Raw genomic sequence first — 24,750 nt, forward strand, 5'->3', positions numbered from 1 at the left:
GTCCCTTCTAGAGGTACGGGCGCTGGCCGCGCTTGGCGCTCTCGTAGGCGGCCCGGGCGGCGCGGGTGCTGTCCAGCGCGGAGACCTCGGCGACGGGGACGTCCCACCAGGACTCCGAGGAAGGCACGGGCGACAGCGGATCGGTCTCGATGTGCACGACGGTGAGCCGGTCGGCCTCGCGGGCCCGCTTGAGCCCCTCGGTGAGGTCGGCGACCGTGCGGCAGCGGATCACCGCGGCGCCCAGGCTCTCGGCGTTGGCCGCGAGGTCGACGGGGAGCAGGCCGCCGTCGTAGTCGTCGTCGGCGCCGCGGTAGCGGTAGCTGGTGCCGAAGCGCTGGGAACCGACCGACTCCGACAGCGCGCCGATCGACGCGAAGCCGTGGTTCTGCACCAGCACCACGACGAGCTTGACGCCCTCGGCCACCGCGGTGACGATCTCCTGCGCCATCATCAGGTACGAGCCGTCGCCGACCAGGGCGTACACCTCGCGGGACGGATCGGCCATCTTGATCCCGAGCGCGCCGGCGATCTCGAAGCCCATGCAGGAGTAGCCGTACTCGACGTGGTACTGCTTCGGGTCCCGGGCGCGCCACAGCAGCTGCAGGTCGCCGGGCATGCTGCCGGCCGCCTGGACCACGACGTCGCGCTCGCCGCAGGCCTCGTTGACCGCGCCGATCACCTCGCTCTGCGCCGGCCGCGGCCCGTGCCCGAGGCGGTACGCCCGCTCGACGCGCGCCTGCCAGGCCGCCACGTCGGCGGCGAAGTCCAGGTCGAAGCGCTTGCCGGCGAGCGCCTCGGTCAGGGCGGCGAGTCCCGCGCGGGCGTCGGCCACGAGCGCGGTGGCGGACTCCTTGTGAGCGTCGAAGGCGGCGACGTTGAGGTTCACGAAATGCACGTCCGGGTGCGCGAACGCGGTCCGCGAGGCGGTGGTGAAGTCGCTGTACCGGGTGCCGACGCCGATGACCACGTCGGCCTCGCGGGCGAGCCGGTTGGCGACGGGGGTGCCGGTCGCGCCCACTCCGCCGACCGAGTTCGGGTGGTCCCAGCTCAGCGCCCCCTTGCCGGCGTGGGTGTCGGCGACCGGGATGCCCGTGGCCCGGGCGAAGGCGTCCAGCTCCGCCGAGGCCCCGGCGTAGACGGCTCCCCCGCCCGCGACGATCAGTGGGCGCTCGGCGGCGCGGATGACCCCGGCCGCCCGCTCCAGCGCGGCGGGCTCCGGCACCGGGCGGGCGACGTGCCAGACGCGCCGGGCGAACAGGGCGTCCGGGAAGTCGTACGCCTCGGCCTGCACGTCCTGCGGCAGGCACAGGGTGACCGCCCCGGTCTCGGCCGGGTCGAACAGCACGCGCATCGCGGCCAGCAGGGCGGAGGGCAGTTGCTCGGGCCGCCAGATCCGGTCGAAGAAGCGCGACAGCGGGCGGAAGGCGTCGTTGACCGACACGTCGTACGAGCGCGGGTCCTCCAGCTCCTGCAGCACCGGCGCGGCGACCCGGGTGGCGAACACGTCGCTGGGCAGCAGCAGGACCGGGATGCGGTTGACGGTGGCCAGCGCGGCGCCGGTCAGCATGTTGGTCGAGCCGGGCCCGATCGAGGCGGTGCAGGCCATCGCGGACAGTCGGTTGCTCATCCGCGCGTAGCCGACGGCGGCGTGCACCATGGCCTGCTCGTTACGGGCCAGGTGGTACGGCATGTCCGCGTCGCCGGTGCGCTGCGCCTGCAGCAGGGCCTGCCCGATGCCGGCGACGTTGCCGTGCCCGAAGATGCCGAACGTGCCCGCGACCGCGCGCTGCTCGGCGCCGTCGCGCTCGGTCCACTGGCTGGCCAGGAACCGCACGACGGCCTGGGCGACGGTGAGCCTCACGATCGTCTCCTCTCCGTGGTGGAGGTCAGCGGGAGCCGCGGGTCGAGCTCCTGGTGGCCCCACGAGCCCCGGACCCAGGCGTGCGCCGGGTCGTCGGAGAAGAGCCACCGGCGCTCCCCCGGCCCGGCCATGACGTTGAGGTAGTAGAGGTCGTAGCCGGGCGCGGCCATCGAGGGGCCGTGCCAGCCGTGCGGGATCAGCACCGCGTCGCCGCTGCGCACCTCGGCGCACACGTCGATGTCGTGGCCCGGGTGGCCGTACACGCGCTGGTAGGCCGACCCGGGCGCACCCGACGGCGAGCCGGCGACCTCGAAGTAGTAGATCTCCTCGAGGGCGGTCTCGCCCGCGCCCGGGTCGTCGTGCTTGTGCGGCGGGTACGACGACCAGTTGCCACCCGGCGTCAGCACCTCGACGGCGATGAGCCGGTCCGCCTCGAACGACTCGGGCGTGCAGAAGTTGTTGACCTGCCGGCTGGCCTGGCCGGCCCCGCGCAGCTCGACGGGCACGTCCTGGGCGGCGCCGTAGCGGAACGGCAGCCGCCGGGTGGTCCGCGCCGAGGGCAGCGCGAACCGGCCGCCGTTGCCCGCCCGGATGGTCACGGCGGAGTCGGCCGGGACGTACGCGAAGTCGGTGACACGGGAGAAGACCGACCGCCGTCCGGTCAGCGTGATCCGCTCGTCGTCGCAGGTGACGTCGCAGCCGCCGGTGAGCGGCAGCACCAGGGTCTCGGCGTCGCCGGTGGTGAAGCTGACCCGTTGCCCGATCGTCAGGTCGAGCACCCGCAGGCCGCTGAACCCCCAGCCCGCGCTCTCCGGAGTGACGACCAGGTCGAACGGCTTGCTCGCGGCCTGGCCGCGGCGCAGCAGATGGCTCATAGCAGGCTCACCGCCCGGTCCACCGCGCCGGCCACGTCGCCGCCGGGTGGGTAGAGCAGGCTGCGCCCGATCACCAGGCCCTGCACCGTGGGCAGGGTCAGGGCCTTGCCCCACCGGGCGTACGCGGCGCCGGCGTCGGCCGCCACCTCGCCGCCGAGGATCAGCGCGGGCAGGGTGGTCGCCGCCATCACCCGCTCCATGTCGTCCACCACCGGCACCTTGAGCCAGGTGTACGCCGAGGTCGTGCCGAGCCCGGCGGCCACGGTCATGGCCCGCACCATCGCGTCCGGGGTGAGGTCGTTGCGGACCCGGCCGTCGTCGCGGTGCGAGATGAACGGCTCGACCATCGCCATGAGCTTGCGCCCCGCGAGATCGCCCACCGCCCGGGCGCAGCCCTCCAGCGTGGTCACCGTGCCGGCGTCGGAGGGGTCGATGCGCAGCAGCATCTTGCCGCCCTCGAACCCGCAGGCGGCGATGCTCGGCGCGTCGTACGCGGTGAACCGGTCGTCGATCTCGAAGCTGGTCCCGGCCAGCCCGCCGCGGTTCATCGACCCGATGACCACCTTGTCGTCGAGGGCGCCCAGCAGCAGCAGGTCCTCGAGGATGTCCGGGGTGCCGAGCACGCCGTTGACGCCGGGGCGTTCCAGCGCGGTGCACAGCCGGGCGAGCAGGTCGGCCCGGTTGCCCATGGCCAGCGCGTCGGCGCCGGCGCGCAGCGCACCCCGGGCGGGGTGGTCCGCGGCGATGATCATCAGGCGGCCGTGCTCGCCGCGCCAGGACGGCGGTCGGCGGCGCCGTTTCGCGGCCGAGGCGATGGCGTACGGGCGGTCGACGCGGGCCGCGACGATCTCGTGCAGGTCAGTCATGGCCGGCTCCGGTGGCGAGCAGCTCGCCGACCTCGGCCTCGGTCGGCATGGCGTCGGCGCACGCCAGGCGGGAGGCGACGAGGGCGCCCGCGGCGTTGCCGAAGCGCAGGATCCGCGGCAGGTCCCAGCCGGACAGCAGCCCGTGGCACAGCGCGCCGCCGAAGGCGTCCCCGGCGCCCAGGCCGTTGACCACGTCGACCGGGATCGGCGCCGCCTGCGCCTGCTCCCCGGCGCGCGAGGCGAGCACGCCGTCCGGGCCCTGCTTGACGACGGCGAGCTCGACGCCGAGGTCGTGCAGGGCGGCCGCGGCCTTGTGCGGCTCGCGGACCCCCACCGCCGTGGCGCACTCGTCGAGGTTGCCGACGGCGACGCTGACGTACGCGAGGGCCTCCTGCACCCAGCGCCGCGCCTGCTCGCGCGACTCCCAGAACATCGGCCGGTAGTCGAGGTCGAGCACGGTGATGCCGGCGCGGTCGCGGGCGTGCAGCGCGGTGAGCGTCGCGGTCCGCGACGGTTCCTGGCACAGGCCGGTGCCGGTCACCCAGAAGATCCCGGCCGCCCTGATCGCGCCGAGGTCCAGCTCGGACTCGTCGATCTCCAGGTCCGGCGCCTTGGGGTAGCGGTAGAAGTAGAGCGGGAAGTCGTCGGGCGGGAAGATCTCGCAGAACGTGACCGGCGTGGGCAGCCCCGGTACCGCGCTCACGTAGCGGTCGTCGACGCCGAAGGCCCGCAGGGCGTCGTGCACGTACGCGCCGAACGGGTCGTCCCCGGTGCGGGTGATGACCGCGCTGCGACGGCCGTGGCGGGCCGCGGCGACCGCGACGTTGGTCGGGCTGCCACCGAGGAACTTCCCGAACGTCCGGACGTCGCGCAGGGACACACCGACCTGTTGTGGGTACAGGTCGACGCCGATACGTCCCATCGTCAGTACCTCGTCTGCGGGCATGCGTCCCCCTTGTGGAAGCGGTCGGAACGTGTGGCCGGCGATAGCGGTGATTCCGGGCGCGCGGCGGCGCCCGCGATGCCGTGCGGATTACGGCGCGAGGAGAAGGTGTGTGGCCGGGCCGGTGACTCGGGAGGGGGGTGCCTCGGCTGGATTCGATGTAATAGCGTGAGTGCTTCCACGTCAATACTTTGTCCTGACAAACTCACATGGTGAGGAGGGCCCGTGGCACCCGATCCCCCCGCGTCGCGCGGTCCGTTACGCCCCGCCGAGCTGGACCGGACCAGCCCGGTGCCGCTCTACTTCCAGGTCGCCAGCCGGCTGCAGGAGCTCATCGAGGCCGGCGAGATCGGCGTGGGCGACCGCATCGAGAACGAGGTGGACCTCGCCGGGCGCCTCGGCGTCTCGCGCCCCACGATCCGCCGCGCGATCCAGTACCTGGTGGAGCGCGGCATGCTCGTGCGCAAGCGCGGCGTGGGCACCCAGGTCGTGCACCCGAAGGTCCGGCGGCCGGTCGAGCTCTCCAGCCTCTACGACGACCTGGTCAGCGCGGACCGCAAGCCGCGCACCGAGGTGCTGCGGCTGGAGGTGGTCCCGGCCCCGGCCGAGGTGGCCACCGCCCTCGAGCTGCCGGACGGCACCGAGGTCACCTGGATCGAGCGGCTGCGCTACGCCGGCGGCGAACCGCTCGCCCTGATGCACAACGCGATCCCGCTCGGCGTCATCCACCTGGAGGCGAGCGACCTCGCCGCGCACGGCCTCTACGAGCTCCTGCGCCGGGCGGGCCACCAGCCCCGGATAGCGACCCAGGTCATCGGCGCCCGCTCGGCCGGCGCCGCCGAGGCCCGCATCCTGGCCGAGAAGCGCGGCGCGTCATTGCTGACCATGACGCGTACGGCCTGGGACGCGGGCGGCCGGGCGCTGGAGTACGGCTCGCACGTCTACCGCGCGAGCCGCTACAGCTTCGAGCTCAACCTGTCCGCCGGCTGAACGGTCGGGTGGGCACGGCCCGCCGAGCTGCGCCCACCCGCCGGTTCGTCACCGACGCCACATGCGGTAGAAGGGTGTGCCGTCGCTCAGGCGGACGTCGAACGGGGACATGTCCGCGTAGCCGTGGCGGCGGTAGAGGCGGATGTTGTCGGCGTTGGTCGCCTCCAGGTAGGCCGGCACGTCCAGCCGGTCGTGCGTGTGCCGCATCAGCGCGCTGCCCAGGCCCGCGCCCTGGTGGGTCCGGTCGACCGCGAGGAAGGCGAGGTGCCAGTGCGGCTCCAGCGGGTGGTGCTTGCCGAACAGCTCGTCGAGGGCCTGGAAGTGGGGCAGCCAGCGGCCCGCCAGCGCGCTCATCCGTTCCTCGTACGCGGGGATCCCGGGCAGCTCGCGGGTCCGGTCGAACCACACCGCGGTGGCGACGACCCGGCCGTCCGCGTCCTCGACGACGTCGACCTTGCCGGCCGGCGGCGCCGACTCCGACACCAGCGCGAAGAAGGCGCTCATCACGGCCAGCCGTTCGTTGTCGTCCGGGACCAGCGAGCGGTTCTGCGGGAGGTGGTCGAAGGAACGCGCGATGAGGCGTCCGACCGCCGGGATCTCCGCGGCGGCGGCGGGCCGGATCCGCGGCGTCATCGGGTGGCCTCGGTGAACGAGAAGGTGGCGGCGCTGCGTGCCCCGAGGCCGATGCCGGCGTAGACCTGGGGACGTGTGCGGCGCAGGACCAGGGCCCACAGCACGCCCGCGAGCATCAGGACCCCGTACCCGAGCGGCACCACCCAGGTCGGCGCCGAGCCGGGCGCGACGCCGAAGAGCGTCTCGATGTTGGTCAGGGCCAGGTACGACATCACCACGAGCAGCACCGCGCCGATCGCCGGGGCGCCGAGGCGGTGCCAGCCGTCCTCGCCGGACGGGTGGCGGGCGAAGTAGCCGATCACCGCGACCGAGGTGATGGTGATGAGCAGCAGCACGCCGATGCCGCCCGTGGTGCCGCCCCAGAAGAAGAGCTGGACGAGGGGGTCCCAGCCCATGATCGCGTACCCGAGGATGGCGACCAGACCGAGCGCCGACTGGGCGAGCGAGCCGTTCTTGGGCGCCCCCGTGCCGGGCACCGTACGCCCGAACGCCCGCGGCAGCACCCCCTCGCGCCCGAGCGAGAAGGTGTACCGGGCGATGATGTTGTGGAACGAGATCATCGCCGCGATCAGCGACGTCAGGAACAGCGCGTGGCCCAGGTGCAGGGCGGAGCCGCCCAGCCGGGCCGAGGCGAGGTTGAAGAACAGCTCCGGGCCCTCGGCGCCGGCGCGCTCGACGGCCTGGCCACCGGCCGCGGAGATCATCGCCCAGGCGGAGAAGGCGTACAGGACCGCGATCAGCGCGACGGCGACGTAGGTGGCCCGCGGCACGGTCCGGCGGGGGTCGCGCGACTCCTCGCTGAAGACCACGGACTGCTCGAACCCGACGAAGCCGGTGACGGCCATGACCAGCAGCGCGCCGGCGCCGGCGCCGGCCAGGCTGCCGGCGTCCAGCGGGGCCGCCGACGCGGTGAAGGTGGGCGCGAGCAGGTCGGCGAAGCTGAAGACGACCACGAGCACGATCTCGGCGACCAGCAGGGTGGCCAGGACGCGCCCGTTGACCGCCACGTCGCGCACGCCCAGGACGGCGACCAGGGCCCAGGCGGCCAGCGCGATCACCCACCACTGGAGGTCGACGCCGAACCACTCGGCGAACAGCGGGGCGGCGATGGCGCCGAAGCCGCCGTACGAGCCGAGCTGGAAGCTGTTGTAGGCCACCAGCGCCACCCACGCGGCGCCGACGCCCGGCGGCCGGCCGAGCCCCTGCGCGATGTACGCGTAGAACGCCCCCGCGTTCGCGATGTGCCGGGCCATGGCGACGTAGCCGACGGCGAAGACGGCCAGCACGACGGCGACCGCCAGGAACGCGATGGAGATCGCGGTGAGCCCGGTGACCGCGAGCCCGGTGGGCACGACCCCGGCGACCACGGTGAGCGGCGCGGCGGCCGACATGACGAAGAAGACGACGGCCGCGACGCCCAGGCGGTCGCGGGCGAGGGCGGTGGACAACTGGCTGGTTCCGGCCGGGGCGGTGGTTGCGGACACGGGGGCTCCAAGGGGGGTGGAGGGGAGGGGCGTTCAGGCCCGGCGGGCCATCACGGCGTCGCCCACGGCGGCCTCTGCGTGGCCGACGAGGTGCTGCAACATGGCCGGCAGGCGCCGGCGGAGCTGGTCGAACAGGTGGTCGCGCTCGGCGGGTTCGAGGGTGACGAGCACGTGCTGGTCGAGACCGGTGGCCAGCACCAGCCCGGTCAGCACGAGATCGGAGGTGTCGAGCAGCTCGCCGCGGGTCGCGGCGATGCGGATCCGGGTGCCGGGCCAGCCGGCGGTCGAGGAGTCGGCCGGGACGAAGCGCACCTTGGTGCCGAGCAGCCCGCGCTTCTCCTTGCGGTGCACCAGCCCGGCCCGGGAGAGACGGCGCTCGACCAGCTCGGTGGCGACCCCGGTGGCGAGGAAGGAGATCCAGTCGCGGATCCGGCGGTGGCCGGGTTCGCGCAGGAGCTGGCCCAGGACGGCGGCGGTGGCCGGGTCCCGGGTGGGCTCGTCGTCGATCACGACGAGGTGGTTGTCGCGCAGGTCGAGGCGCCGCCACAGGACGAGCTCGGCGAGCAGGGCGGCGGCGAGGCCCAGGCCGAGGGTGGCGTCGCTGAGCAGGGCGCGGCCGCGCGCCGAGTCATGGGCGGCGAGGTACAGGTCATCGGCGAGCGGAAGCTGCGACGACGGCACGGAGTTCCCCTAGCGCATGACGGACTGACCGCCGGTCGCGGTGACCGCCGGTCACGGGGCTTACGGGCACGGGCAGTGCGCAGCGACCGCTGACCGTTACGGTGAGCGGCGCATGCACGACTCCGCGTAGCTTGCCAGCGCCCGGCCACCGGGCGCAATGTCCTCAGTGGGCAAACCTGGAATGCATTGTTCCGCAAGGGCTCGACCTGCGGTGGCGCGGCACGCCACAGTGGACGGCCGGCGCGGGCGCCGGACCGCAGGGCCCGCACGCGCACCGAACATCGCCCTTACCCGACGCTGACATGCCTCTCCTAGCGTCGGGGCATGACGGACCGCAGCACGGTTTCCCACCTGCTCCGCCGGCTGACGTTCGGACCCACCGCCGCCGAGGTCGACGCGGCCGTGCGGGCCGGCGTGCCGGCGACGCTCGACAAGGTCCTGGCCCCCGCCGGCCGTCCCGCGGACCCTCCGGCCGCCGGCGCGTTCCGCCCGGGCAAGCAAGGACGTGCCGACGCCCGGCGACAGGCCGCCGAGGCCACCGGGTGGTGGGTCGCCCGGATGATCACCGAGCCCGGCGCCGCGGAGAAGCTCACCTTCTTCTGGCACGGGCACTGGGCGACCTCGATCCGCAAGGTGCGCTCGGCCGCCCTGATGCTCCGGCAGCAGGAGACGCTGCGGCGCTACGGCGCGGGCGGCACCGGGCCGCTGGTCCGGGCGATGCTGCGCGACCCCGCCCTGATCATCTGGCTGGACGCCCAGCGCAACACCCGTACGGCGCCCAACGAGAACCTCGCGCGCGAGCTGATGGAGCTGTTCACGCTCGGCGCCGGCGCGGGCTACACCGAGGCCGACGTGAAGGCGGGCGCCCGGGTGCTCACCGGCTGGCGGGCGGACCGGACGGGCGGGCCCGCGAGGTTCTCCGCGCGGCACCACGACCCCGCGCCGGTCACCCTGCTCGGGCGCACCGGCACGTTCGACGCGGACGCGTACGCCGACCTGCTCGTGACCCACCCGGCCCACCTGCCGTTCCTCGCCGGCCGCCTCTGGGCGCGGTACGGCGCCGACACCGCACCGGACGCGGCCACGACCGCCCGGCTGGCCGCGCGGGGCGGCTCCACGGTCGCCATGCTGCGCGCCCTGGTGACCGATCCGACCTTCGCGGCGTGCCGCGGGAGGCTGGTGAAGCAACCGGTGGAGTGGATGGCCGGGGCCGCCCGCCAGCTCGGCATCGACCCGGAGCGCGGCCGGGCCCGGATCCTCGGCGGGCTGCGCGCCCTCGGCCAGGTCCCGTTCCGCCCGCCCAGCGTCGGCGGCTGGCCGGCCGGCACGGCCTGGCTGACGACCTCGTCGGCCCGCGCCCGGCTCGCGTCCGGGCGGGCGCTGGCCGCGCTCGCACCCGCGGCGGTCGACCGGCTCGACGGCGTGGCCCGCCCGGACCGGCCGGACGCGCTGGCCCGGCTGCTCGTCGTCGACGAGTGGACCGCGCGGACCGCGGCCGTGCTCTCGCGGGCCGCCGGCGACCCCCGCCTGCTGCTGACCCTGGGCCTGGCGAGCCCCGAGTACGCCGTCCACTGAGGAGGAAGCGAGATGGACACCCTCACCCGGCGCCGGTTCCTGACCGCGGGCGGCGTGGTCGCGGCCGGCGCCCTCGCCGCCGGGGCCACCGCGTACACCCTGCGGGACATCCTGGGCTTCTCCGGCGAGGAACCGCGGGGGCGCATCCTGGTGGTGGTCACGCTGTACGGCGGCAACGACGGGCTGAACACCGTCATCCCGTACGCGGATCCCGCCTACGCCGCCAACCGGCCGCAGCTGGCCTACCCGGCGGACGAGGTTCTGCCGCTGGACGGGGGCCTGGCGCTGAACCCGGCGCTGCCGGGCCTGCACCGGCTCTACGGCGACGGGCGCCTCGCGGTCGTGCAGGGCGTGGGTTATCCGAGGCCGGACCGCAGCCACTTCCGGTCCATGGACATCTGGCAGACGGCGAGCCCGGAGCGCCCCGCCACGACCGGCTGGCTGGGCCGCTGGCTGGACACCGCCGGCGGGGACCCCCGGCTGGCGGTGTCCTTCGAGCCGGTACTGCCGCCGTTGTTGGCGGGCGCGCGCAGTGCGGGCGCGACCGTGCCGGGCGGAACGCTCGAGCTTCCCCCGGGCGTCACGGGCGACGTCCTCACCGGCCTGGGCGCGCCGTCGGCCGGCGAGTCGCCGGAGCGGGCGCGCGCCGCGGCGTGCTTCGCCGACCTGGCCCGGGTGCGGGACCTGGTCGCCGGGACCGCGCCGGAGGAGGACGACCAGGAGCAGGAGGCCGGGGAACCGGCCACCGCCACCGGAGGCCAGGCCCCCGCGCTGGAGCGGCAGCTCGCCCTGGTGACCCGGTGCATCGAGGCGGGAGCGGCCACCCGGGTCTACTCCGTCTCGCTCGGCGGCTTCGACCTGCACGCCGACGAGAAGAAGGCCCAGGAGGCGATTCTCGCGAGCCTGGACGGGCCGCTCGCCGCGTTCGTGGACCGGATGGCCGGCCGCGAGGTGGTGGTGGCCGTCTACTCCGAGTTCGGCCGCCGGGTACGGGCCAACGCGTCGGACGGCACCGACCACGGCACGGCCGCGCCGGTCCTGCTGCTCGGCGCCGGCGTCCCGGGCGGCCTGCACGGGCACGCGCCGAGCCTCACCGACCTCGACGACGGCGACCTGCGCCACACCACCGACTTCCGCGACGTGTACGCGATGCTGCTCGCCGACGTCCTGGGCGCGGACCCGGAGCCGATCCTGGGCGGGTGGCCGGGGCGCCTCACATTTAGTTGACACTTCAATTAAATGACCGTACCGTCGAAGGATCAGTTGAAGCTTCAACGGAGGTCGCCATGAGCACCATGCCCACGCTCTTCCTCAGCCACGGCGCCCCGCCCCTGGTCGACGACCCGGTCTGGGTGTCGCAACTGCGCGACCTCGCCGCCGGGCTGCCCCGCCCCACGGCGATCCTCATGGCGTCCGCGCACTGGGAGTCCGCGCCCCTGATGCTCGGCGCGACCGAGCCCGCGCCCCTGGTGTACGACTTCGGCGGCTTCGCCCCGCGCTACTACCAGGCCCAGTACCCGGCACCGGGTGCGCCCGAGCTGGCGGCGCGCGTCGAGAAGCTCATGCCCGACCACGAGCGCGTGGCCCGCACCGGCCGCGGCCTCGACCACGGCGCGTACGTGCCGCTGAGCGTCATGTACCCCGACGCCGACATCCCGGTGCTGCAGATGTCGCTGCCGACCCTGGAACCCGACCGCCTGCTGGAGCTGGGCGGCCGGCTCGCCCCGCTGCGCGACGAGGGCGTGCTGATCGTGGGTTCCGGCTTCACCACGCACGGCCTGCCGTTCCTGCGCGACTTCCGCACGGACGCGCCCGCACCCGGCTGGTCGCGCGAGTTCGACGCCTGGGCCGCCGAGACGCTGGCCCGCGGCGCGGTCGACGAGCTGGCCGACTTCCGCTCCCGGGCGCCGGGCATGCCGTACGCGCACCCGACGATCGAGCACTTCGCCCCGATGTTCCTGACGCTGGGCGCCTCCGGCGACCCCGGGCAGAGCCCCGGCCAGCCCATCGACGGCTTCTGGATGGGACTGGCCAAGCGCTCCTTCCTGGCGGGGTGACCAGCGGTCCCTTTTCAGGATTCTCCCAGCGTAAGCAGGGATTCTGGGTGAACCACCCACGACGCACGGAGGTTGCTCACCCATGCTGGAGGTCACCGCGCTCGGCTGGACGCTGACCATCGCGGTCATCGTCGCCCTGCTCGCCCTCGACCTGACCCTCGGGGTGCTGCGGCCGCACGCCGTCGGGTTCCGCGAGGCCACGATCTGGTCGATCTTCTACATCGCCGTCGCGCTCGTCTTCGGCGTCGTCTTCGCCCAGGTGGCGGGATGGGAATACGGCACCGAGTACTTCGCCGGCTACATCGTCGAGAAGAGCCTGTCGGTCGACAACCTCTTCGTCTTCGTGATCATCATGAGCACCTTCGCGGTACCGGAGAAGTACCAGCAGGAGGTGCTCACCTTCGGCATCATCATCGCGCTGGCGCTGCGGGTCGTCTTCATCGCCCTCGGCGCGACGCTGCTGTCGCTGTTCAGCTTCATGTTCCTGATCTTCGGCCTGCTGCTGATCTACACCGCGGTCCAGCTCTTCCGCCACCGCGACGAGGATCCCAGCGTCGAGGACAACGCCCTGGTCAAGGCGAGCAGGCGGCTCTTCCCGGTCACCGACCAGTACGCCGGGGGCAAGCTGTTCACCCGGATCGACGGGCGCCGGACGGCGACGCCGCTGTTCATCACGCTGATCGCCATCGGCAGCACGGACCTGCTCTTCGCGCTCGACTCGATCCCCGCCGTGTTCGGGGTGACCGAGGAGGCGTACATCGTCTTCGTCGCCAACGCCTTCGCACTGCTCGGCCTGCGCGCGCTCTTCTTCCTGGTGAAGGGCCTGCTGGACCGGCTCGTCTACCTGTCGACCGGGCTGTCGCTCATCCTCGCCTTCATCGGCGCCAAGCTGGTGCTGCACTGGCTGCACGAGGACGTGTGGAAGGACGCCCCGCAGATCAGCACCCCGGTGTCGCTGGCGGTGATCCTCGTGGTCCTGGTGATCACGACGGTGGCCAGCCTGGCGAAGACCCGCCGGGATCCGGAAGCCCGGGCCCACGCCGGCAGCCTGCGGGCCCGCGCGCCGCAGGAGGATCGCGCCGAGCGCTGAGCACGTCGGGCACGCCGCGGCCCCGGCAGCGTCGCCGGGGCCGGGGACGCGCGGGGCCGTCAGGCGCGAAAGCCGCCCACGGCCATCTGCGCACGCTGCCGCTCGTAGTCCTGCCGGTTGAGGATCGCGCGGATCTCCGCGGTCTCCGCCTCCTCGTGCCGGCCGAGGATGAGGTCGAGCTCGGCGCGCTCGGCGGGCGTTCGGAAGGCCGCCAGCTCGGCGCTCAACTGCCGGTAGGCGCGCCGCCGGGTGCGGCGGTGCGACAGGGCCAGGCGGGCGTCGCGGATCGTGGTGGGAAAAGGCATCGTCCGTCTCCTTACGGAAAGTGATGGCGAAAGCCTCGTCGCTTCCGCGCCCCAGCCTCCGGGTCCCGCCTCACCTCGGCAAATCCCGGAGGTATCCCAGGTCACTCTCCGTCGTCTTACGCCTGGTCAGGACCCCCGGTGTTTTACGCCACAGCAGAGTAAAAAGCTCACGGCACGTTCGTCCAGCGGTCCGCGAGCTGCCGGCGACGGCACGCCACCAGATGGCTCGCCAGGATCGCCGGCTGTCCGCCGCGGACGCAGGCGTCCGCGCCTGCGGTCAGCACCGCGGTCACCAGGTCCGCCGCGGCGTCCTCGTCGACCAGGGCGACGATGCGGGTACGGCGTGCGACCACCGCCCGCGCGTCGCGCACGGCGCCCTCCCGGGCGCCGCTGATCAGGACGATCTCGCCGGGATCCACCTCGCGGGCGGAGGCGGCGAACCGCACCGACCAGCCCGCGGGCAGCTGTGCGGCGAGCGCGGCGACGCGTCCCGCCTGGCCGAGCACCACCACGGCGGCGCCGGGACGCTGCCGGTCGAGGCCGGGGACCGGCAGGGCCGTCGAGTTCGGCACGAACGCCTCGTTCCGGTCGCTGCGATTGAGCTGGACGCGCATGCCGGACAGCCTTCACCCCCAGCCTGAACTGTTCTTGTGCCGCACCTGTGCGTCGGATGACAATTCCGCGCCGCCGGCACGCGGTGGCGGGAATATCCGGCGCACGGCGGGGCACACAGCTGGCCATGATCACGACGACGAATGCCGTGGCCGCGCTCCGGGAACTGGGCACGGCGCTCAAGGACCTCGGGTACGCCTTCACCACCGTCACCCCCGCGACGCACGCCCGGGTCAACGCCCGTCCGGAGAACGCAGTGGCCCGCGACCTGCGCGACGTCCTCGGCTGGAGCCGCCCCGGCCCGCGCGAGGTGCTGCCCGCCGGGCTGGCCGACCTGATGGACGCCGCCGGGGTGCTGGAACGCGACGGCGACCTGGTGCGCAGCAGCGTGCGATTCTCCACGTACGACGGTGAGCTGTACGTGCACTCCGCCTTCCCCACCACCGACCCCGGCTCGGTCTTCTTCGGCCCGGACACGTACCGGATGGCGGACGCCGCCGCCGCGCACCTCGCCGCCCGCGAGCGCCCCGTCCGCCGGGCGGTGGACATCGGGTGCGGCACCGGCGCGGGCGCGATCACGATCGCCAAGCGCGCTCCCGGCGCCGAGGTCCTCGCGGTCGACATCAACCCCGCCGCGCTGCGCTTCACCGAGGTCAACGTGGCGCTGGCCGGCACGACCGGCGTACGCGGGTGCCACAGCGACCTGCTCTCCGGCGTCGAGGGCGAGTTCGACATGATCGTCTCCAACCCGCCGTTCATGATCGACCCGGCCGGCCGGGCCTACCGCGACGGCGGCGGCCCGGAGGGCAACGAGCTGTCGCTCGCCGTCCTCGACGCGGCCGCCGAACGGCTCGCCCCGGGCGGCTCGCTCGTGCTGTTCAGCGGCACGGGCATCGTGGCCGGCCAGGACCCGCTGCGCGAGGCGGCCGCGGCGCGCCTCAAGGACACCGGGCTGAGCTGGACCTACCGCGAGGTGGACCCCGACGTGTACGGCGAGGAGCTCGACGGCGAGGCGTACGCGCACGCCGAGCGCATCGCCGTCGTGGTCCTCACCGCGACCCGTCCATGACCGGCGCACCCACGCTGGGCGTCGAGGAGGAGTTCCTGCTGCTCGACCCGGACACCGGCGAGAACGCGCCGGTGGTGGAGAAGGTCCTCGCCGCGCTGCCGGACGCCGTCCGCGCGCAGAGCCGGCTGGAGTTCCGGCACAGCATGGTCGAGATGGTCACCCCGGTCTGCACGGACCTGGCCGAGCTGGCCGCGCAGCTCACCGCCCTGCGCCGGGCCGCGGCGGAGGCGGCCGCGACGGCGGGTGCCCGCCTGGTGGCGACCGGCGCCACCCCGGTCGCCGAGCCGGTGCGCGAGCCGACCGACGACCCCCGCTTCCACGCCATCGCCCGGCACTACGGCCCGATCGCGTACGACGCCGCGGTGTGCGGCTGCCACGTCCACGTCGGCGTGCCGGACCGGGAGACGGCCGTGCGGGTCTGCACGTGGCTGCGGCCCTGGCTGCCCGTCCTGCAGGCGCTGACCGTCAACTCCCCGCTCTACGCGGGCGCCGACACCGGCCACGCCAGCTGGCGCGGGCTGCAGTTGGCCCGCTGGCCGGCGCTCGGGCCCACGCCGGCCTTCGCCTCGGCCGCGGACTACGACCGCGCCGTGGCGCTGCTGGTGTCGTCCGGCGCGATGCTCGACGACAGCATGGTGCTCTGGTACGCCCGCCCGTCGGCGACGTACCCCACGGTGGAGATCCGGGTGGCCGACGTGTGTCCGGCACCCGAAGGCACGACGCTGCTGGCCGCGCTGGTCCGGGCGCTGGTGGCGACCTGCCTGGCGGACGGCGACGATCCCGCGGAGGGCGCCGCGCCGCTCCCGGACCATCTCGTGGCGGCCGCGCACTGGAACGCCGCGCACTCCGGAATGGACGGCACGCTGCTGGACCTGCACACCGGCACGGCCCGTCCGGCCTGGGACGTGGTCGCGGACCTGGTGACGGCGGTGCGGCCGGCGCTGCGCCGCCTCGGCGACGCCCGCACCGTCGCGGCCGGGCTGGACCGGATCCGCGACGAGGGCACCGGCGCCGCACGCCAGCGCCGGGCGATGTCCACCGGCGGCATCCCGGCGGCCCTGGCGGAGGTGGCCGTCGTGCCGTAGCTACCGAGGGGGCTCCGGTCCGCCCGGGGTGTCGGTCAGGTGGCGGCGTTCCAGGAGGTGATGACCGGGCGGCCGTGCTCGAAGCCGAGTGCCGAGAGGGTCGCCGTGTCGAGCCGGAGCAGTCCTCCGCCGCTGGGCGGCAGGCCGATCCACCGCGCGCCCGCCACCCGCAGGCAGTGCCCGTGCGCGATCAGCGCCACGTCGCCCCGGTCGAGGTGGTCCCTGGCCCGGGCGAGCACCCGGTCGAGCCGCTCCCCCACCTGCGACGGCGACTCACCGCCGGGGCACCCGTCGGTCCAGAGCGACCAGGAGGGGCGGGTCTCGCGGATGGTGGCGGTCGTGATGCCCTCGTAGTCGCCGTAGTGCCACTCGGCCAGGTCCTCGGTCGTCTCGGTGACGGCCAGCCCGGCCAGCTCGGCGGTGCGCGCCGCCCGGCGGCGGGGGCTGGAGATCACGGCGGCGAACGCGCGGCCACGCAGCCGCTCCCCGGCCCGGCGGGCCTCCTGCTCCCCCACCGGGGTGAGGTCGAGATCCGTGTACGAGGTGTGCCTCCGAGCCGCGCTCCACTCGGTCTGCCCGTGCCGGACGAGCACGATCTCCGCCATGATTCCCCCTGTCGTCCCGCCCTTTCTACCCCGCGATCAGGTTCTCGAACGACACCGCCCGCTCCGGCCCGGCCGGCGGGTCCTCCGGCTCCTACCCGGCCAGCAGGTCCTCGAACGAGGTCGTCAGCGCGAACGGGTCCACCGGGCGGGCCGCCTCGCGGCGGGCGATCTCGCCGGCCAGCTCGGCCGCCGCCCGCTCGGCGCGCCGGCGCAACTGGCCCTCGGTCTCGTCGCCGCCCCAGTCCTCCGGGGCCGCGAAGACCGCCGTCGGCACGGTCACCGCGCGCAGGTAGGCGAACATGGGCCGGACCGCGTGCTCGAGGGCCAGCGAATGGCGGGCCGAGCCGCCGGTCGCCGCGATCAGCACCGGCTTGCCGTCCAGGACGTCCTTGTCGAGCACGTCGAAGAACGACTTGAAGAGGCCGCTGTACGACGCGTGGAAGACCGGCGTCACGGCGATCAGAGCGTCGGCCGCCGCCAGCGCGTCCAGGACCTCGCGCAGCGGAGCCGGGGGGAAGCCGGTCAGCATGTGGTTCATCAGGTCGTGGGCCAGGTCGCGCAGCTCGACCACCCGCACCCGCAGGTCCACGCCGGCGCGCCCGGCCTGGTCCACCGCCGCCGCGGACAGCCGGTCCGCGAGCAGGCGGGTGGACGACGGCTGGCTCAGCCCCGCCGTGACGACGACCAGATCGCGCGACGTCATGCGACGGCCTCCGTGGTGGTGGCCGCGGCCAGCATCGACGCGTGGGTCGGCGCCTCGGGGACATGGGCCGGCTTGAGGGCGGCGAACTCCTTGCGCAGCACCGGCACGACCTCCTCGCCGAGCAGGTCGAGCTGCTCCAGGACGGTCTTCAGCGGCAGCCCGGCGTGGTCCATGAGGAACAGCTGGCGCTGGTAGTCGCCGACGTACTCGCGGAAGCCGAGCGTACGGTCGATGACCTGCTGGGGGCTGCCCACGGTCAGCGGGGTCTCGCGCATGAAGTCCTCCAGCGACGGACCGTGGCCGTAGACCGGGGCGTTGTCGAAGTACGGCCGGAACTCCCGCACCGCGTCCTGGCTGTTGCGGCGCAGGAAGACCTGCCCGCCGAGGCCGACGATGGCCTGGTCGGGATCGCCGTGGCCGTGGTGGGCGAAGCGCTCGCGGTAGAGCGCGACCATCCGCTGGGTGTGCGACGCCGGCCAGAAGATGTGGTTGGCGAAGAAGCCGTCGCCGTAGTACGCGGCCTGCTCGGCGATCTCCGGGCTGCGGATCGAGCCGTGCCAGACGAACGGCGGGATGCCGTCCAGCGGCCGCGGCGTCGAGGTGAAGGACTGCAGGGGCGTGCGGAACTTGCCCTTCCAGTCGACGACGTGCTCGCGCCAGAGGCGGTGCAGCAGCGCGTAGTTCTCGACGGCGAGCGGGATGCCGGCGCGGATGTCCTTGCCGAACCAGGGGTACACCGGCCCGGTGTTGCCGCGGCCCATCATCAGGTCGACCCGCCCGCCGGAGAGGTGCTGCAGCATCGCGTAGTCCTCGGCGATCTTGACCGGGTCGTTGGTCGTGATCAGCGTGGTGGACGTGCTGAGCAGCAGCGTGGAGGTCTGCGCGGCGACGTAGCCGAGCAGCGTGGTGGGCGAGGAGGGCACGAAGGGCTCGTTGTGGTGCTCCCCCGTCGCGAAGACGTCGAGACCCACCTCCTCGGCCTTGCGGGCGATCGTGACCATCGCCGTGATCCGCTCGTGCTCGGTCGGCGTCCGCCCGTTCGTGGGGTCGGGCGTGACGTCGCCGACGGTGAAGATCCCGAACTGCATGACGGCTCCTGAGCTCTCGGTCGGGACCACCGGCCCCGGACTGCCCCGCACAACCTCGTTGACGCAGCAATTATTTCACAGTCAAGGAACTCGGTCAGCAGGGCGTCCGTCACAGCGCAACGGCCCGCCCCTCTCCGGCGGAGCGGGGCGGGCGGCGGGGTGCGGGTCAGCGGTGCTGCAGGGATCTCACATTGTCGCCGAAGCTCCAGCCGCGGGAGCCGTCCCAGTTGGCCGACCAGGTCATCAAGCCCTTGAGGTTGCCGTTGACACCGTTCCAGGACTGCGCCACCAGCGCCGGCTCCATGAAGCCGCCCCCCGCTCCCGGCTGGGCGGGCAGGCCGGGCACCTGGCGGTCGTACGGGACGCGGATCGTCGTGCCCTGGATGGTGAGCCCGTTGTGCAGGCACTGGGTCTGGGTGACGAAGCCCTGCACCGTGCCGGCCGGATACGAGTCACCCGAGCAGCCGTACATGCTGCCGTTGTAGTACTGCATGTTCAGCCACCAGAGGCGGCCGTTGTCCGCGTACTTCTTGATGATCGGCAGGTAGGCGCCCCAGATGGACCCGTAGGTGACGCTGCCGCCCGTCACGTACGCCGTCTCCGGGGCCATCGTGAGGCCGAAGTTCGCCGGCATCCGGGCGAGCACCCCGTCGATGATCCGGATCAGGTTGGCCTGCGAGGCGGACAGCGTGGTGATGCTGCCACTGCCGGTGAGGCCGGTCTCGATGTCGATGTCGATGCCGTCGAAGTTGTACCGCTGCAGAATCGGCACGATCGTGGCGACGAACCGGTCGGCGACGGCGCTGGAGCTCAGGTCGATCCCGGCCGCCGCGCCGCCGATGGACATCAGCAGCGTCGCGCCGCCGGCCTTGGCCTGGCACATCTCCGCCGGGGTGGCGACCTTCACGCCGGCGTCCATGCCGTCCTCCCACAGCACCGTGCCGTCGGAGCGGATCACCGGGAAGGCCGCGTTGATGACGTTGTAGCCGTGCTGGGCGAGCCGGCCGTCGGTGATCGGGATCCAGCCGAGGCCCGGGTGCACGCCGTTGGCGGCACCGTCCCAGTTCTCCCAGTAGCCGACCAGGACCTTTCCGGCCGGTCGCGACCTCACGGCGCAGGTGCTCCCGCCCGGCGGCGGCGAGCCGGGAGACCCGGTGGTCGGCGGTGCGGTGGGCGGAGTCGTGGGCGCGGTGGTCGGCGGCGCGGTGGGCGGAGTCGTGGGCGCGGTGGTCGGCGGCGCGGTGCCGCCGGCGCAGGCGCCGAGGTCGCGCCAGAGCGACGGCGCCGAGGCCGGGTCCCAGCCCGCCCCGGCGTGGGCGGTGTGGGCCACCAGGGCCGCGTACGAACGGCCGCGGTAGGTCACCTGGGCGCCGGCCGGATAGGTGGCACCCTCGGCCCACGCGGGCGCGGAGCATGCCTCGGCGGCCGCCCGCACGGCGCCGCCGGAGACGGCGGCCATGCCGTCCGGTGCCGCCAGCACCGCCGTCCCCAAGGTCATCGCCGCGCCGGCTACCAGCGCGAACACGGTGCGTCGTCTTCTCATGGCGGCTCCCGGCGGATCGATGGCCCAGGCAGGTCCTCCACAGCTTGACGTTTGTGAACTTAAATATCAAGGGTTGTTAACAGATGGACTCCAGTGAATCCGCGGCGCCAGCCCCACGAACTCGGCATACGGCGCGAAGGCGGCCTCCGCGCGCCGGCGCGCCGCCGGCCGCAATGATGTCAGCGGTGTGACGTCCACGGTGACCGCCGTCCTGCCGAGCTTGCGTTTCCACGTCCCCACGACCCGTCCCGACGCGACCAGGGTGGACTGGAAGATGCCGTTGCCGCCCGGGACGATGGCGTCCAGGTGCCGGCTGTCGACCATCATCGTGCGGTCCCGGTAACCCAGCATGTACTCGTCGAAGCCGGGCAGCGCCGCCCACTCGTCGCGGGTGGTGGTGCCGGCGTCCAGCACGGCCGGGTCGGCGAGCATCTCGGCGCCCTCGACCGTGACCGTGGTGAGCGCCGGTCCGGCCGCCGCGATGCCCGCGCGCACGTCCGTCATGGTGAGGCCGGTCCAGCGGGCGAGGTCCGCCCTCGTGGCCGGGCCGTGGCTGCGGAGGAAGCGGGTGGCGATCAGGGCGAGCGCCTCCTCGCGCGACGGCCGGCGCGGCTCCGGCGCCCACTCGTCGAGCAGCACGAACGACTGCTCCTTGCCGATGTGCGGGGCGATGCAGGTGACGCCGCGCTGGCTGGCATACCAGAGGAGGTGGTAGCCCATCTGGCCGCTCAACTCGACGCCCCCGGCGGCGACGGCCGCCAGGCACTCGGCGCGGGTGAGCCGCTTGCCGCCGGCGAGGGCCTCGCCGAGCAGCTCGACGCCGCGGTCGGCGGCCTGCTCGGACAGCCCGATCGCGGCGCGGCGCTTCGCCGCGCCCGCCAGCGCGCGCACGCCCATCAGCTCCAGCATCCAGCGGGCGTCGGCGGGCGGGACGAGGTGCACGGTGCCCCGCATCGGCCAGGTGCGGATCGCCTCGCGCCGCTCGAGGGCCGCCTCGACGTCAGCCACGCCCGCGCCGGGCAGGCGGGCACCGAGCGACCAGAGCCCGCTCGCCATGTCCTGCGCCTGCATGGCGCCGAACCACTCCACGATGCCCGCCACCGTGCCGGGGCGGAACGCGGGCGTCAGCAGCAGGCTGTGCATCCGCAGGGCCAGGGCCTGCGCGGTCGTGAGGTCCACGGGATGCAGCGTAGGGCGACCCTCCGACAGAAAGGGCCGCCCTCGTGCCCGCGTGGTCAGCGGCCGCGCTGCGAGCGGTACCGGGCGATCAGCGTGTCGGTGGACGAGTCGTTGGCCGCCTCCGGGGCCGCCTGCGCGGTCAGCAACGGCGCGAGCTGGTTGGCCATGACCTTGCCGAGCTCGACGCCCCACTGGTCGAACGAGTTGACCTCCCAGAGGGTGCCCTGCGTGAAGGTGATGTGCTCGTACAGGGCGATGAGCTGGCCCAGCGTGGACGGGGTCAGCTTCTCGGCCAGGATGGTGGTCGTCGGGTGGTTGCCCGCCATCACCTTGTGCGGCACGATCTCCGGCGCGACCCCCTCGGCCTCGATCTGCTCCGCCGTACGACCGAAGGCCAGCGCCCCCGTCTGGGCGAAGAAGTTGCTCATGAACAGGTCGTGCATCTCACCGGTGTCGTGGTTGGGCACGCTGAAGCCGATGAAGTCGGCCGGGATGAGCTTGGTGCCCTGGTGGACGAGCTGGTAGAAGGCGTGCTGGCCGTTGGTGCCCGGCTCGCCCCAGAACACCTCGCCGGTCTGGTAGCCCGCCGGGGAGCCGTCCAGCCGCACCTGCTTGCCGTTGCTCTCCATGGTGAGCTGCTGCAGGTAGGCGGCGAACCGGTGCAGATACTGCGAGTACGGCAGCACCGCGTGCGACTGCGCGCCGAGGAACGTGTCGTACCAGACGTTGAGCAGGCCGAGCAGGGCCGGCACGTTGCGCTCCAGCGGCGTGGTCAGGAAGTGCTGGTCGACGGCGTGGTAGCCGGCGAGCATCTCGGCGAACTGCTCCTTGCCCACGGCGATCATGACCGAGAGGCCGACCGCGGAGGGCAGCGAGTAGCGCCCGCCGACCCAGTCCCAGAAGCCGAACATGTTCTCGGTGTCGATGCCGAAGTCCGCCACCCGCTGCGCGTTGGTGCTGACCGCGACGAAGTGCTTGGCGACCGCGGCCTGGTCGCCGCCGAGCCCGGCCAGCAGCCAGTTGCGGGCCTCGGTGGCGTTGGTCAGCGTCTCCTGGGTGCCGAAGGTCTTGGAGACCACGATGAACAGGGTGCTCGCCGGGTCCAGGTCGCGGGTCTTCTGGTACAGGTCGGTGGGGTCGATGTTGGACACGAAGCGGCACTCGATGGCGGGGTCCGCGTACGCCTTGAGGGCCTCGTACGCCATGACCGGTCCGAGGTCCGAACCGCCGATGCCGATGTTGACGACGGTCCTGATCCGTTCGCCGGTCGCGCCCTTCCACTCGCCGGAGCGGACCTTGTCGCTGAACGCGCCCATCCGGTCGAGGACCTCGTGCACGTCGCGGACGACGTCCTGGCCGTCGACCACGAGGCTGGCGTCGCGCGGCAGCCGCAGGGCGGTGTGCAGCACGGCGCGGTCCTCGGTCACGTTGATGTGCTCGCCGGCGAACATGGCCGCGGTGCGCTCGCGCAGCCCGGCCCGCTCGGCCAGCGCGATCAGCGCTTCGATCACCTCGTCGGTCACCAGGTTCTTGCTGTAGTCGACGTACAGATCGGCGACCTGGGCGGTGAGCCGCTCGCCGCGCCGCGGATCGCTGTCGAACAGCTCGCGCAGGTGCACGCCCGCGATCTTCTCGGCGTGACCCTGCACCGCCTGCCACTCGGCGCTGTCGGAAACGTGTTCGCTCATTGCCACTCCCACCCGGAACCGAACTATCGGTGCCATCGTGGCACGGATCGCCGCCACCCGCCGTGAATCGCCCGGGGCGTGCTCGGTCACCGCCGGTCAGCTCACCGCCCTGGCGGCGGCACGGCCGGCGGTGCGGCCCGAGAAGAGGCAGCCGCCGAGGAAGGTGCCCTCGAGCGAGTTGTATCCGTGCATCCCGCCGCCGCCGAAGCCGGCCGCCTCGCCGGCCGCGTACACGCCGGGCAGCGGGGTGCCGTCCGCGCGCAGGACCCGGGCGTCGAGGTCGGTGTGCAGGCCGCCGAGGGTCTTGCGGGTGAGGATGTTCAGCCGGACCGCGATCAGCGGGCCCGCCGCCGGGTCGAGCAGGCGGTGCGGGGTGGCGACCCGGATCAGCCGGTCGCCGCGGTAGCGGCGGGCGCCGTGGATCGCGGTGACCTGGGCGTCCTTGCCGAACGGGTTGGCGATCTCGCGGTCGCGGGCCTCGACGATGCCGCGGACGGCGTCGAGGTCGAGCGCCGGGCCGCCGTCGGCCGCGGCCAGCTTGTTCATGCCCTCGACCAGGGCGGGCAGGTCGCGGGCCACGACGAAGTCCTCGCCGTGCTGCTTGAAGGCCTCGACCGGCGGGGTGGCGCCCGGGCGGATCCGGCCCAGCACCTGGCGGATGCTGCGGCCGGTGAGGTCCGGGTTCTGCTCGGAGCCGGAGAGCGCGAACTCCTTCTCGATGATCTTCTGGGTCAGGATGAACCAGCTGTAGGCGTGGCCGGTCGCCATCAGGTGCTTCAGCGTGCCGAGGGTGTCGAAGCCCGGGAACAGGGGCGCGGGCAGGCGCCGGCCGGTCGCGTCGAGCCACAGCGAGGACGGTCCGGGCAGGATGCGGATGCCGTGCCCGGGCCAGATCGGGTCCCAGTTGCGCAGGCCCTCCGTGTAGTGCCACATCCGGTCCGGGTTGATGATCTGGGCGCCCGCGGCCTCGGTGATGGCGAGCATGCGTCCGTCCACGTGCGCCGGCACGCCGGACACCATCCGCTCCGGCGCCGTCCCGAGCCGGGCGGGCCAGGCCTTGCGGACGAGGTCGTGGTCGCCGCCGATGCCGCCGGAGGTGACGACGACCGCCTGGGCGGCGTACTCGAAGTCGCCGATCTCCACGCGGGAGCTGCTGCGCCCGCGGGCGACGTCGCTGGGCTCCAGGACGCGACCGCGCACGCCGGTGACCGCCCCGGCCGTGGTGACCAGGGCGTCGACGCGGTGCCGGAAGGCGAAGGTGACCAGGCCGCGCGCGGCGGCGTCGCGTACCCGTCGCTCGAAGGGTTCGATCACGCCCGGACCGGTCCCCCAGGTGATGTGGAACCGCGGCACCGAGTTGCCGTGGCCGTCGGCGGCCGCGCCGCCGCGCTCCGCCCAGCCCACCACCGGGAAGAGCCGGTGGCCCATGGCGCGCAGCCAGGCCCGCTTCTCGCCGGCGGCGAAGCTCACGTACGCCCGCGCCCACTGCCGGGGCCAGTGGTCCTCGGGGCGGTCGAAGCCGGCGCTGCCGAGCCAGTCCTGCCAGGCCAGCTCCTCGCTGTCGCGCACGCCCATCCGCCGCTGCTCGGGTGAGTCGACGAGGAACAGCCCGCCGAAGGACCAGAAGGCCTGGCCGCCGAGGCTCTGCTCCGGCTCCTGGTCCAGCAGCAGCACCCGGCGCCCGGCGTCGGCCAGCTCGGCGGTGGCGACGAGCCCGGCCAGGCCCGCGCCCACCACGATCACATCCGCGTTCATGTCTCCACGCTAGGAGCCGTGGATGGCAGGATGATGCGTCTGCGGCGCACAAAACGGCGGCCT

Annotated in this window: 23 protein-coding genes; 7 read left to right on the forward strand and 16 right to left on the reverse strand. The window is 73.5% G+C overall.

Going from position 1 to position 24,750, the window contains the following annotated elements:
* Positions 1–7: 7 nt before the first annotated feature.
* The 4 genes from iolD to iolC are packed head-to-tail and all read right to left on the reverse strand — an operon-like array spanning position 8 to position 4,548.
* Positions 8–1,861: a 3D-(3,5/4)-trihydroxycyclohexane-1,2-dione acylhydrolase (decyclizing) gene (gene iolD / locus IEY99_RS17180; RefSeq protein WP_189204343.1), complete on the reverse strand. Its 1,854-nt coding sequence runs from the start codon at positions 1,859–1,861 to the stop codon at positions 8–10.
* Complete coding sequence (iolB, locus tag IEY99_RS17185) at positions 1,858–2,736, reverse strand: 5-deoxy-glucuronate isomerase (protein ID WP_189204345.1); 879 nt, start codon at positions 2,734–2,736, stop codon at positions 1,858–1,860. Before iolB ends, iolD begins: the two co-directional genes overlap by 4 nt.
* Complete coding sequence (locus IEY99_RS17190) at positions 2,733–3,602, reverse strand: Cgl0159 family (beta/alpha)8-fold protein (RefSeq protein WP_189204347.1); 870 nt, start codon at positions 3,600–3,602, stop codon at positions 2,733–2,735. Before IEY99_RS17190 ends, iolB begins: the two co-directional genes overlap by 4 nt.
* On the reverse strand, positions 3,595–4,548 hold the full coding sequence (iolC, locus tag IEY99_RS17195) for a 5-dehydro-2-deoxygluconokinase (protein ID WP_189204349.1): 954 nt from the start codon (positions 4,546–4,548) through the stop codon (positions 3,595–3,597). Before iolC ends, IEY99_RS17190 begins: the two co-directional genes overlap by 8 nt.
* Before the next feature lie 222 nt (positions 4,549–4,770).
* Between iolC and IEY99_RS17200 the strand changes: the two genes are divergently transcribed.
* On the forward strand, positions 4,771–5,535 hold the full coding sequence (locus IEY99_RS17200; RefSeq protein WP_229798830.1) for a GntR family transcriptional regulator: 765 nt from the start codon (positions 4,771–4,773) through the stop codon (positions 5,533–5,535).
* Positions 5,536–5,583: 48 nt separating this feature from the next.
* On the opposite strand, the gene IEY99_RS17205 is transcribed toward IEY99_RS17200, so the two are convergent.
* Genes IEY99_RS17205 through IEY99_RS17215 form a run of 3 tightly spaced genes read right to left on the reverse strand, consistent with a single transcriptional unit; the run spans position 5,584 to position 8,333 of the window.
* Positions 5,584–6,168, reverse strand: coding sequence for a GNAT family N-acetyltransferase (locus tag IEY99_RS17205; protein WP_189204351.1), 585 nt, complete (start codon positions 6,166–6,168; stop codon positions 5,584–5,586).
* Positions 6,165–7,652, reverse strand: a complete 1,488-nt coding sequence (locus IEY99_RS17210) for an APC family permease (protein ID WP_229798831.1) — start codon at positions 7,650–7,652, stop codon at positions 6,165–6,167. The genes IEY99_RS17205 and IEY99_RS17210 overlap by 4 nt, the downstream gene beginning before the upstream one ends.
* 33 nt (positions 7,653–7,685) lie before the next feature.
* Complete coding sequence (locus tag IEY99_RS17215) at positions 7,686–8,333, reverse strand: GOLPH3/VPS74 family protein (protein WP_189204353.1); 648 nt, start codon at positions 8,331–8,333, stop codon at positions 7,686–7,688.
* A 324-nt stretch (positions 8,334–8,657) separates the two neighbouring features.
* On the opposite strand from IEY99_RS17215, the gene IEY99_RS17220 reads away from it, so the two are divergent.
* The 4 genes from IEY99_RS17220 (at position 8,658) to IEY99_RS17235 (ending at position 13,055) form a co-directional block, all read left to right on the forward strand.
* Positions 8,658–9,908, forward strand: coding sequence for a DUF1800 domain-containing protein (locus IEY99_RS17220; RefSeq protein ID WP_189204355.1), 1,251 nt, complete (start codon positions 8,658–8,660; stop codon positions 9,906–9,908).
* Positions 9,909–9,920: 12 nt separating this feature from the next.
* Positions 9,921–11,135: a DUF1501 domain-containing protein gene (locus tag IEY99_RS17225; protein WP_189204357.1), complete on the forward strand. Its 1,215-nt coding sequence runs from the start codon at positions 9,921–9,923 to the stop codon at positions 11,133–11,135.
* A 59-nt stretch (positions 11,136–11,194) separates the two neighbouring features.
* Positions 11,195–11,965, forward strand: a complete 771-nt coding sequence (locus tag IEY99_RS17230; RefSeq protein WP_189204359.1) for a dioxygenase family protein — start codon at positions 11,195–11,197, stop codon at positions 11,963–11,965.
* Between the two features lie 82 nt (positions 11,966–12,047).
* On the forward strand, positions 12,048–13,055 hold the full coding sequence (locus IEY99_RS17235) for a TerC family protein (protein WP_189204361.1): 1,008 nt from the start codon (positions 12,048–12,050) through the stop codon (positions 13,053–13,055).
* A gap of 59 nt (positions 13,056–13,114) precedes the next feature.
* Here IEY99_RS17235 and IEY99_RS17240 read toward each other — a convergent pair whose 3' ends face one another.
* Together IEY99_RS17240 and IEY99_RS17245 are read right to left on the reverse strand one after the other, a co-directional pair.
* Positions 13,115–13,360: a hypothetical protein gene (locus IEY99_RS17240; RefSeq protein WP_189204363.1), complete on the reverse strand. Its 246-nt coding sequence runs from the start codon at positions 13,358–13,360 to the stop codon at positions 13,115–13,117.
* A gap of 167 nt (positions 13,361–13,527) precedes the next feature.
* On the reverse strand, positions 13,528–13,974 hold the full coding sequence (locus IEY99_RS17245; protein ID WP_189204365.1) for a hypothetical protein: 447 nt from the start codon (positions 13,972–13,974) through the stop codon (positions 13,528–13,530).
* Positions 13,975–14,099: 125 nt separating this feature from the next.
* Here IEY99_RS17245 and IEY99_RS17250 point away from each other — a divergent pair, with 125 nt between their 5' ends.
* Together IEY99_RS17250 and IEY99_RS17255 are read left to right on the forward strand one after the other, a co-directional pair.
* On the forward strand, positions 14,100–15,041 hold the full coding sequence (locus IEY99_RS17250) for a methyltransferase (protein WP_189204367.1): 942 nt from the start codon (positions 14,100–14,102) through the stop codon (positions 15,039–15,041).
* A complete protein-coding gene (locus IEY99_RS17255) occupies positions 15,038–16,126 on the forward strand; it encodes a carboxylate-amine ligase (RefSeq protein WP_189204369.1) in 1,089 nt (362 codons plus the stop codon). The genes IEY99_RS17250 and IEY99_RS17255 overlap by 4 nt, the downstream gene beginning before the upstream one ends.
* Before the next feature lie 35 nt (positions 16,127–16,161).
* On the opposite strand, the gene IEY99_RS17260 is transcribed toward IEY99_RS17255, so the two are convergent.
* From IEY99_RS17260 to IEY99_RS17290, 7 genes are all read right to left on the reverse strand, one after another.
* Positions 16,162–16,731 carry a histidine phosphatase family protein gene (locus IEY99_RS17260; protein ID WP_189204371.1) on the reverse strand — a complete coding sequence of 190 codons (570 nt, stop codon included), beginning with the start codon at positions 16,729–16,731 and terminating at the stop codon, positions 16,162–16,164.
* A 91-nt stretch (positions 16,732–16,822) separates the two neighbouring features.
* The gene (locus tag IEY99_RS17265; protein WP_189204373.1) at positions 16,823–17,434 is read right to left on the reverse strand and encodes a CE1759 family FMN reductase; all 612 of its coding nucleotides are present in this window, start codon (positions 17,432–17,434) and stop codon (positions 16,823–16,825) included.
* Entirely contained in the window at positions 17,431–18,522 is a 1,092-nt protein-coding gene (locus IEY99_RS17270; protein ID WP_189204375.1) for an LLM class flavin-dependent oxidoreductase, read from the reverse strand. Before IEY99_RS17270 ends, IEY99_RS17265 begins: the two co-directional genes overlap by 4 nt.
* A gap of 166 nt (positions 18,523–18,688) precedes the next feature.
* Positions 18,689–20,065, reverse strand: a complete 1,377-nt coding sequence (locus IEY99_RS17275; RefSeq protein ID WP_189204377.1) for a carbohydrate-binding protein — start codon at positions 20,063–20,065, stop codon at positions 18,689–18,691.
* A 66-nt stretch (positions 20,066–20,131) separates the two neighbouring features.
* Complete coding sequence (locus IEY99_RS17280; protein WP_229798833.1) at positions 20,132–21,244, reverse strand: winged helix DNA-binding domain-containing protein; 1,113 nt, start codon at positions 21,242–21,244, stop codon at positions 20,132–20,134.
* Positions 21,245–21,300: 56 nt separating this feature from the next.
* Positions 21,301–22,932, reverse strand: a complete 1,632-nt coding sequence (pgi, locus tag IEY99_RS17285) for a glucose-6-phosphate isomerase (protein ID WP_189204380.1) — start codon at positions 22,930–22,932, stop codon at positions 21,301–21,303.
* A 96-nt stretch (positions 22,933–23,028) separates the two neighbouring features.
* Positions 23,029–24,687 (reverse strand): FAD-binding dehydrogenase, encoded by a 1,659-nt coding sequence (locus IEY99_RS17290; RefSeq protein WP_189204382.1) that lies wholly within the window; start codon positions 24,685–24,687, stop codon positions 23,029–23,031.
* Positions 24,688–24,750 lie beyond the last annotated feature (63 nt).

The sequence above is a fragment of the Couchioplanes azureus genome (assembly GCF_014648355.1).
GTDB lineage: Bacteria > Actinomycetota > Actinomycetes > Mycobacteriales > Micromonosporaceae > Actinoplanes > Actinoplanes azureus.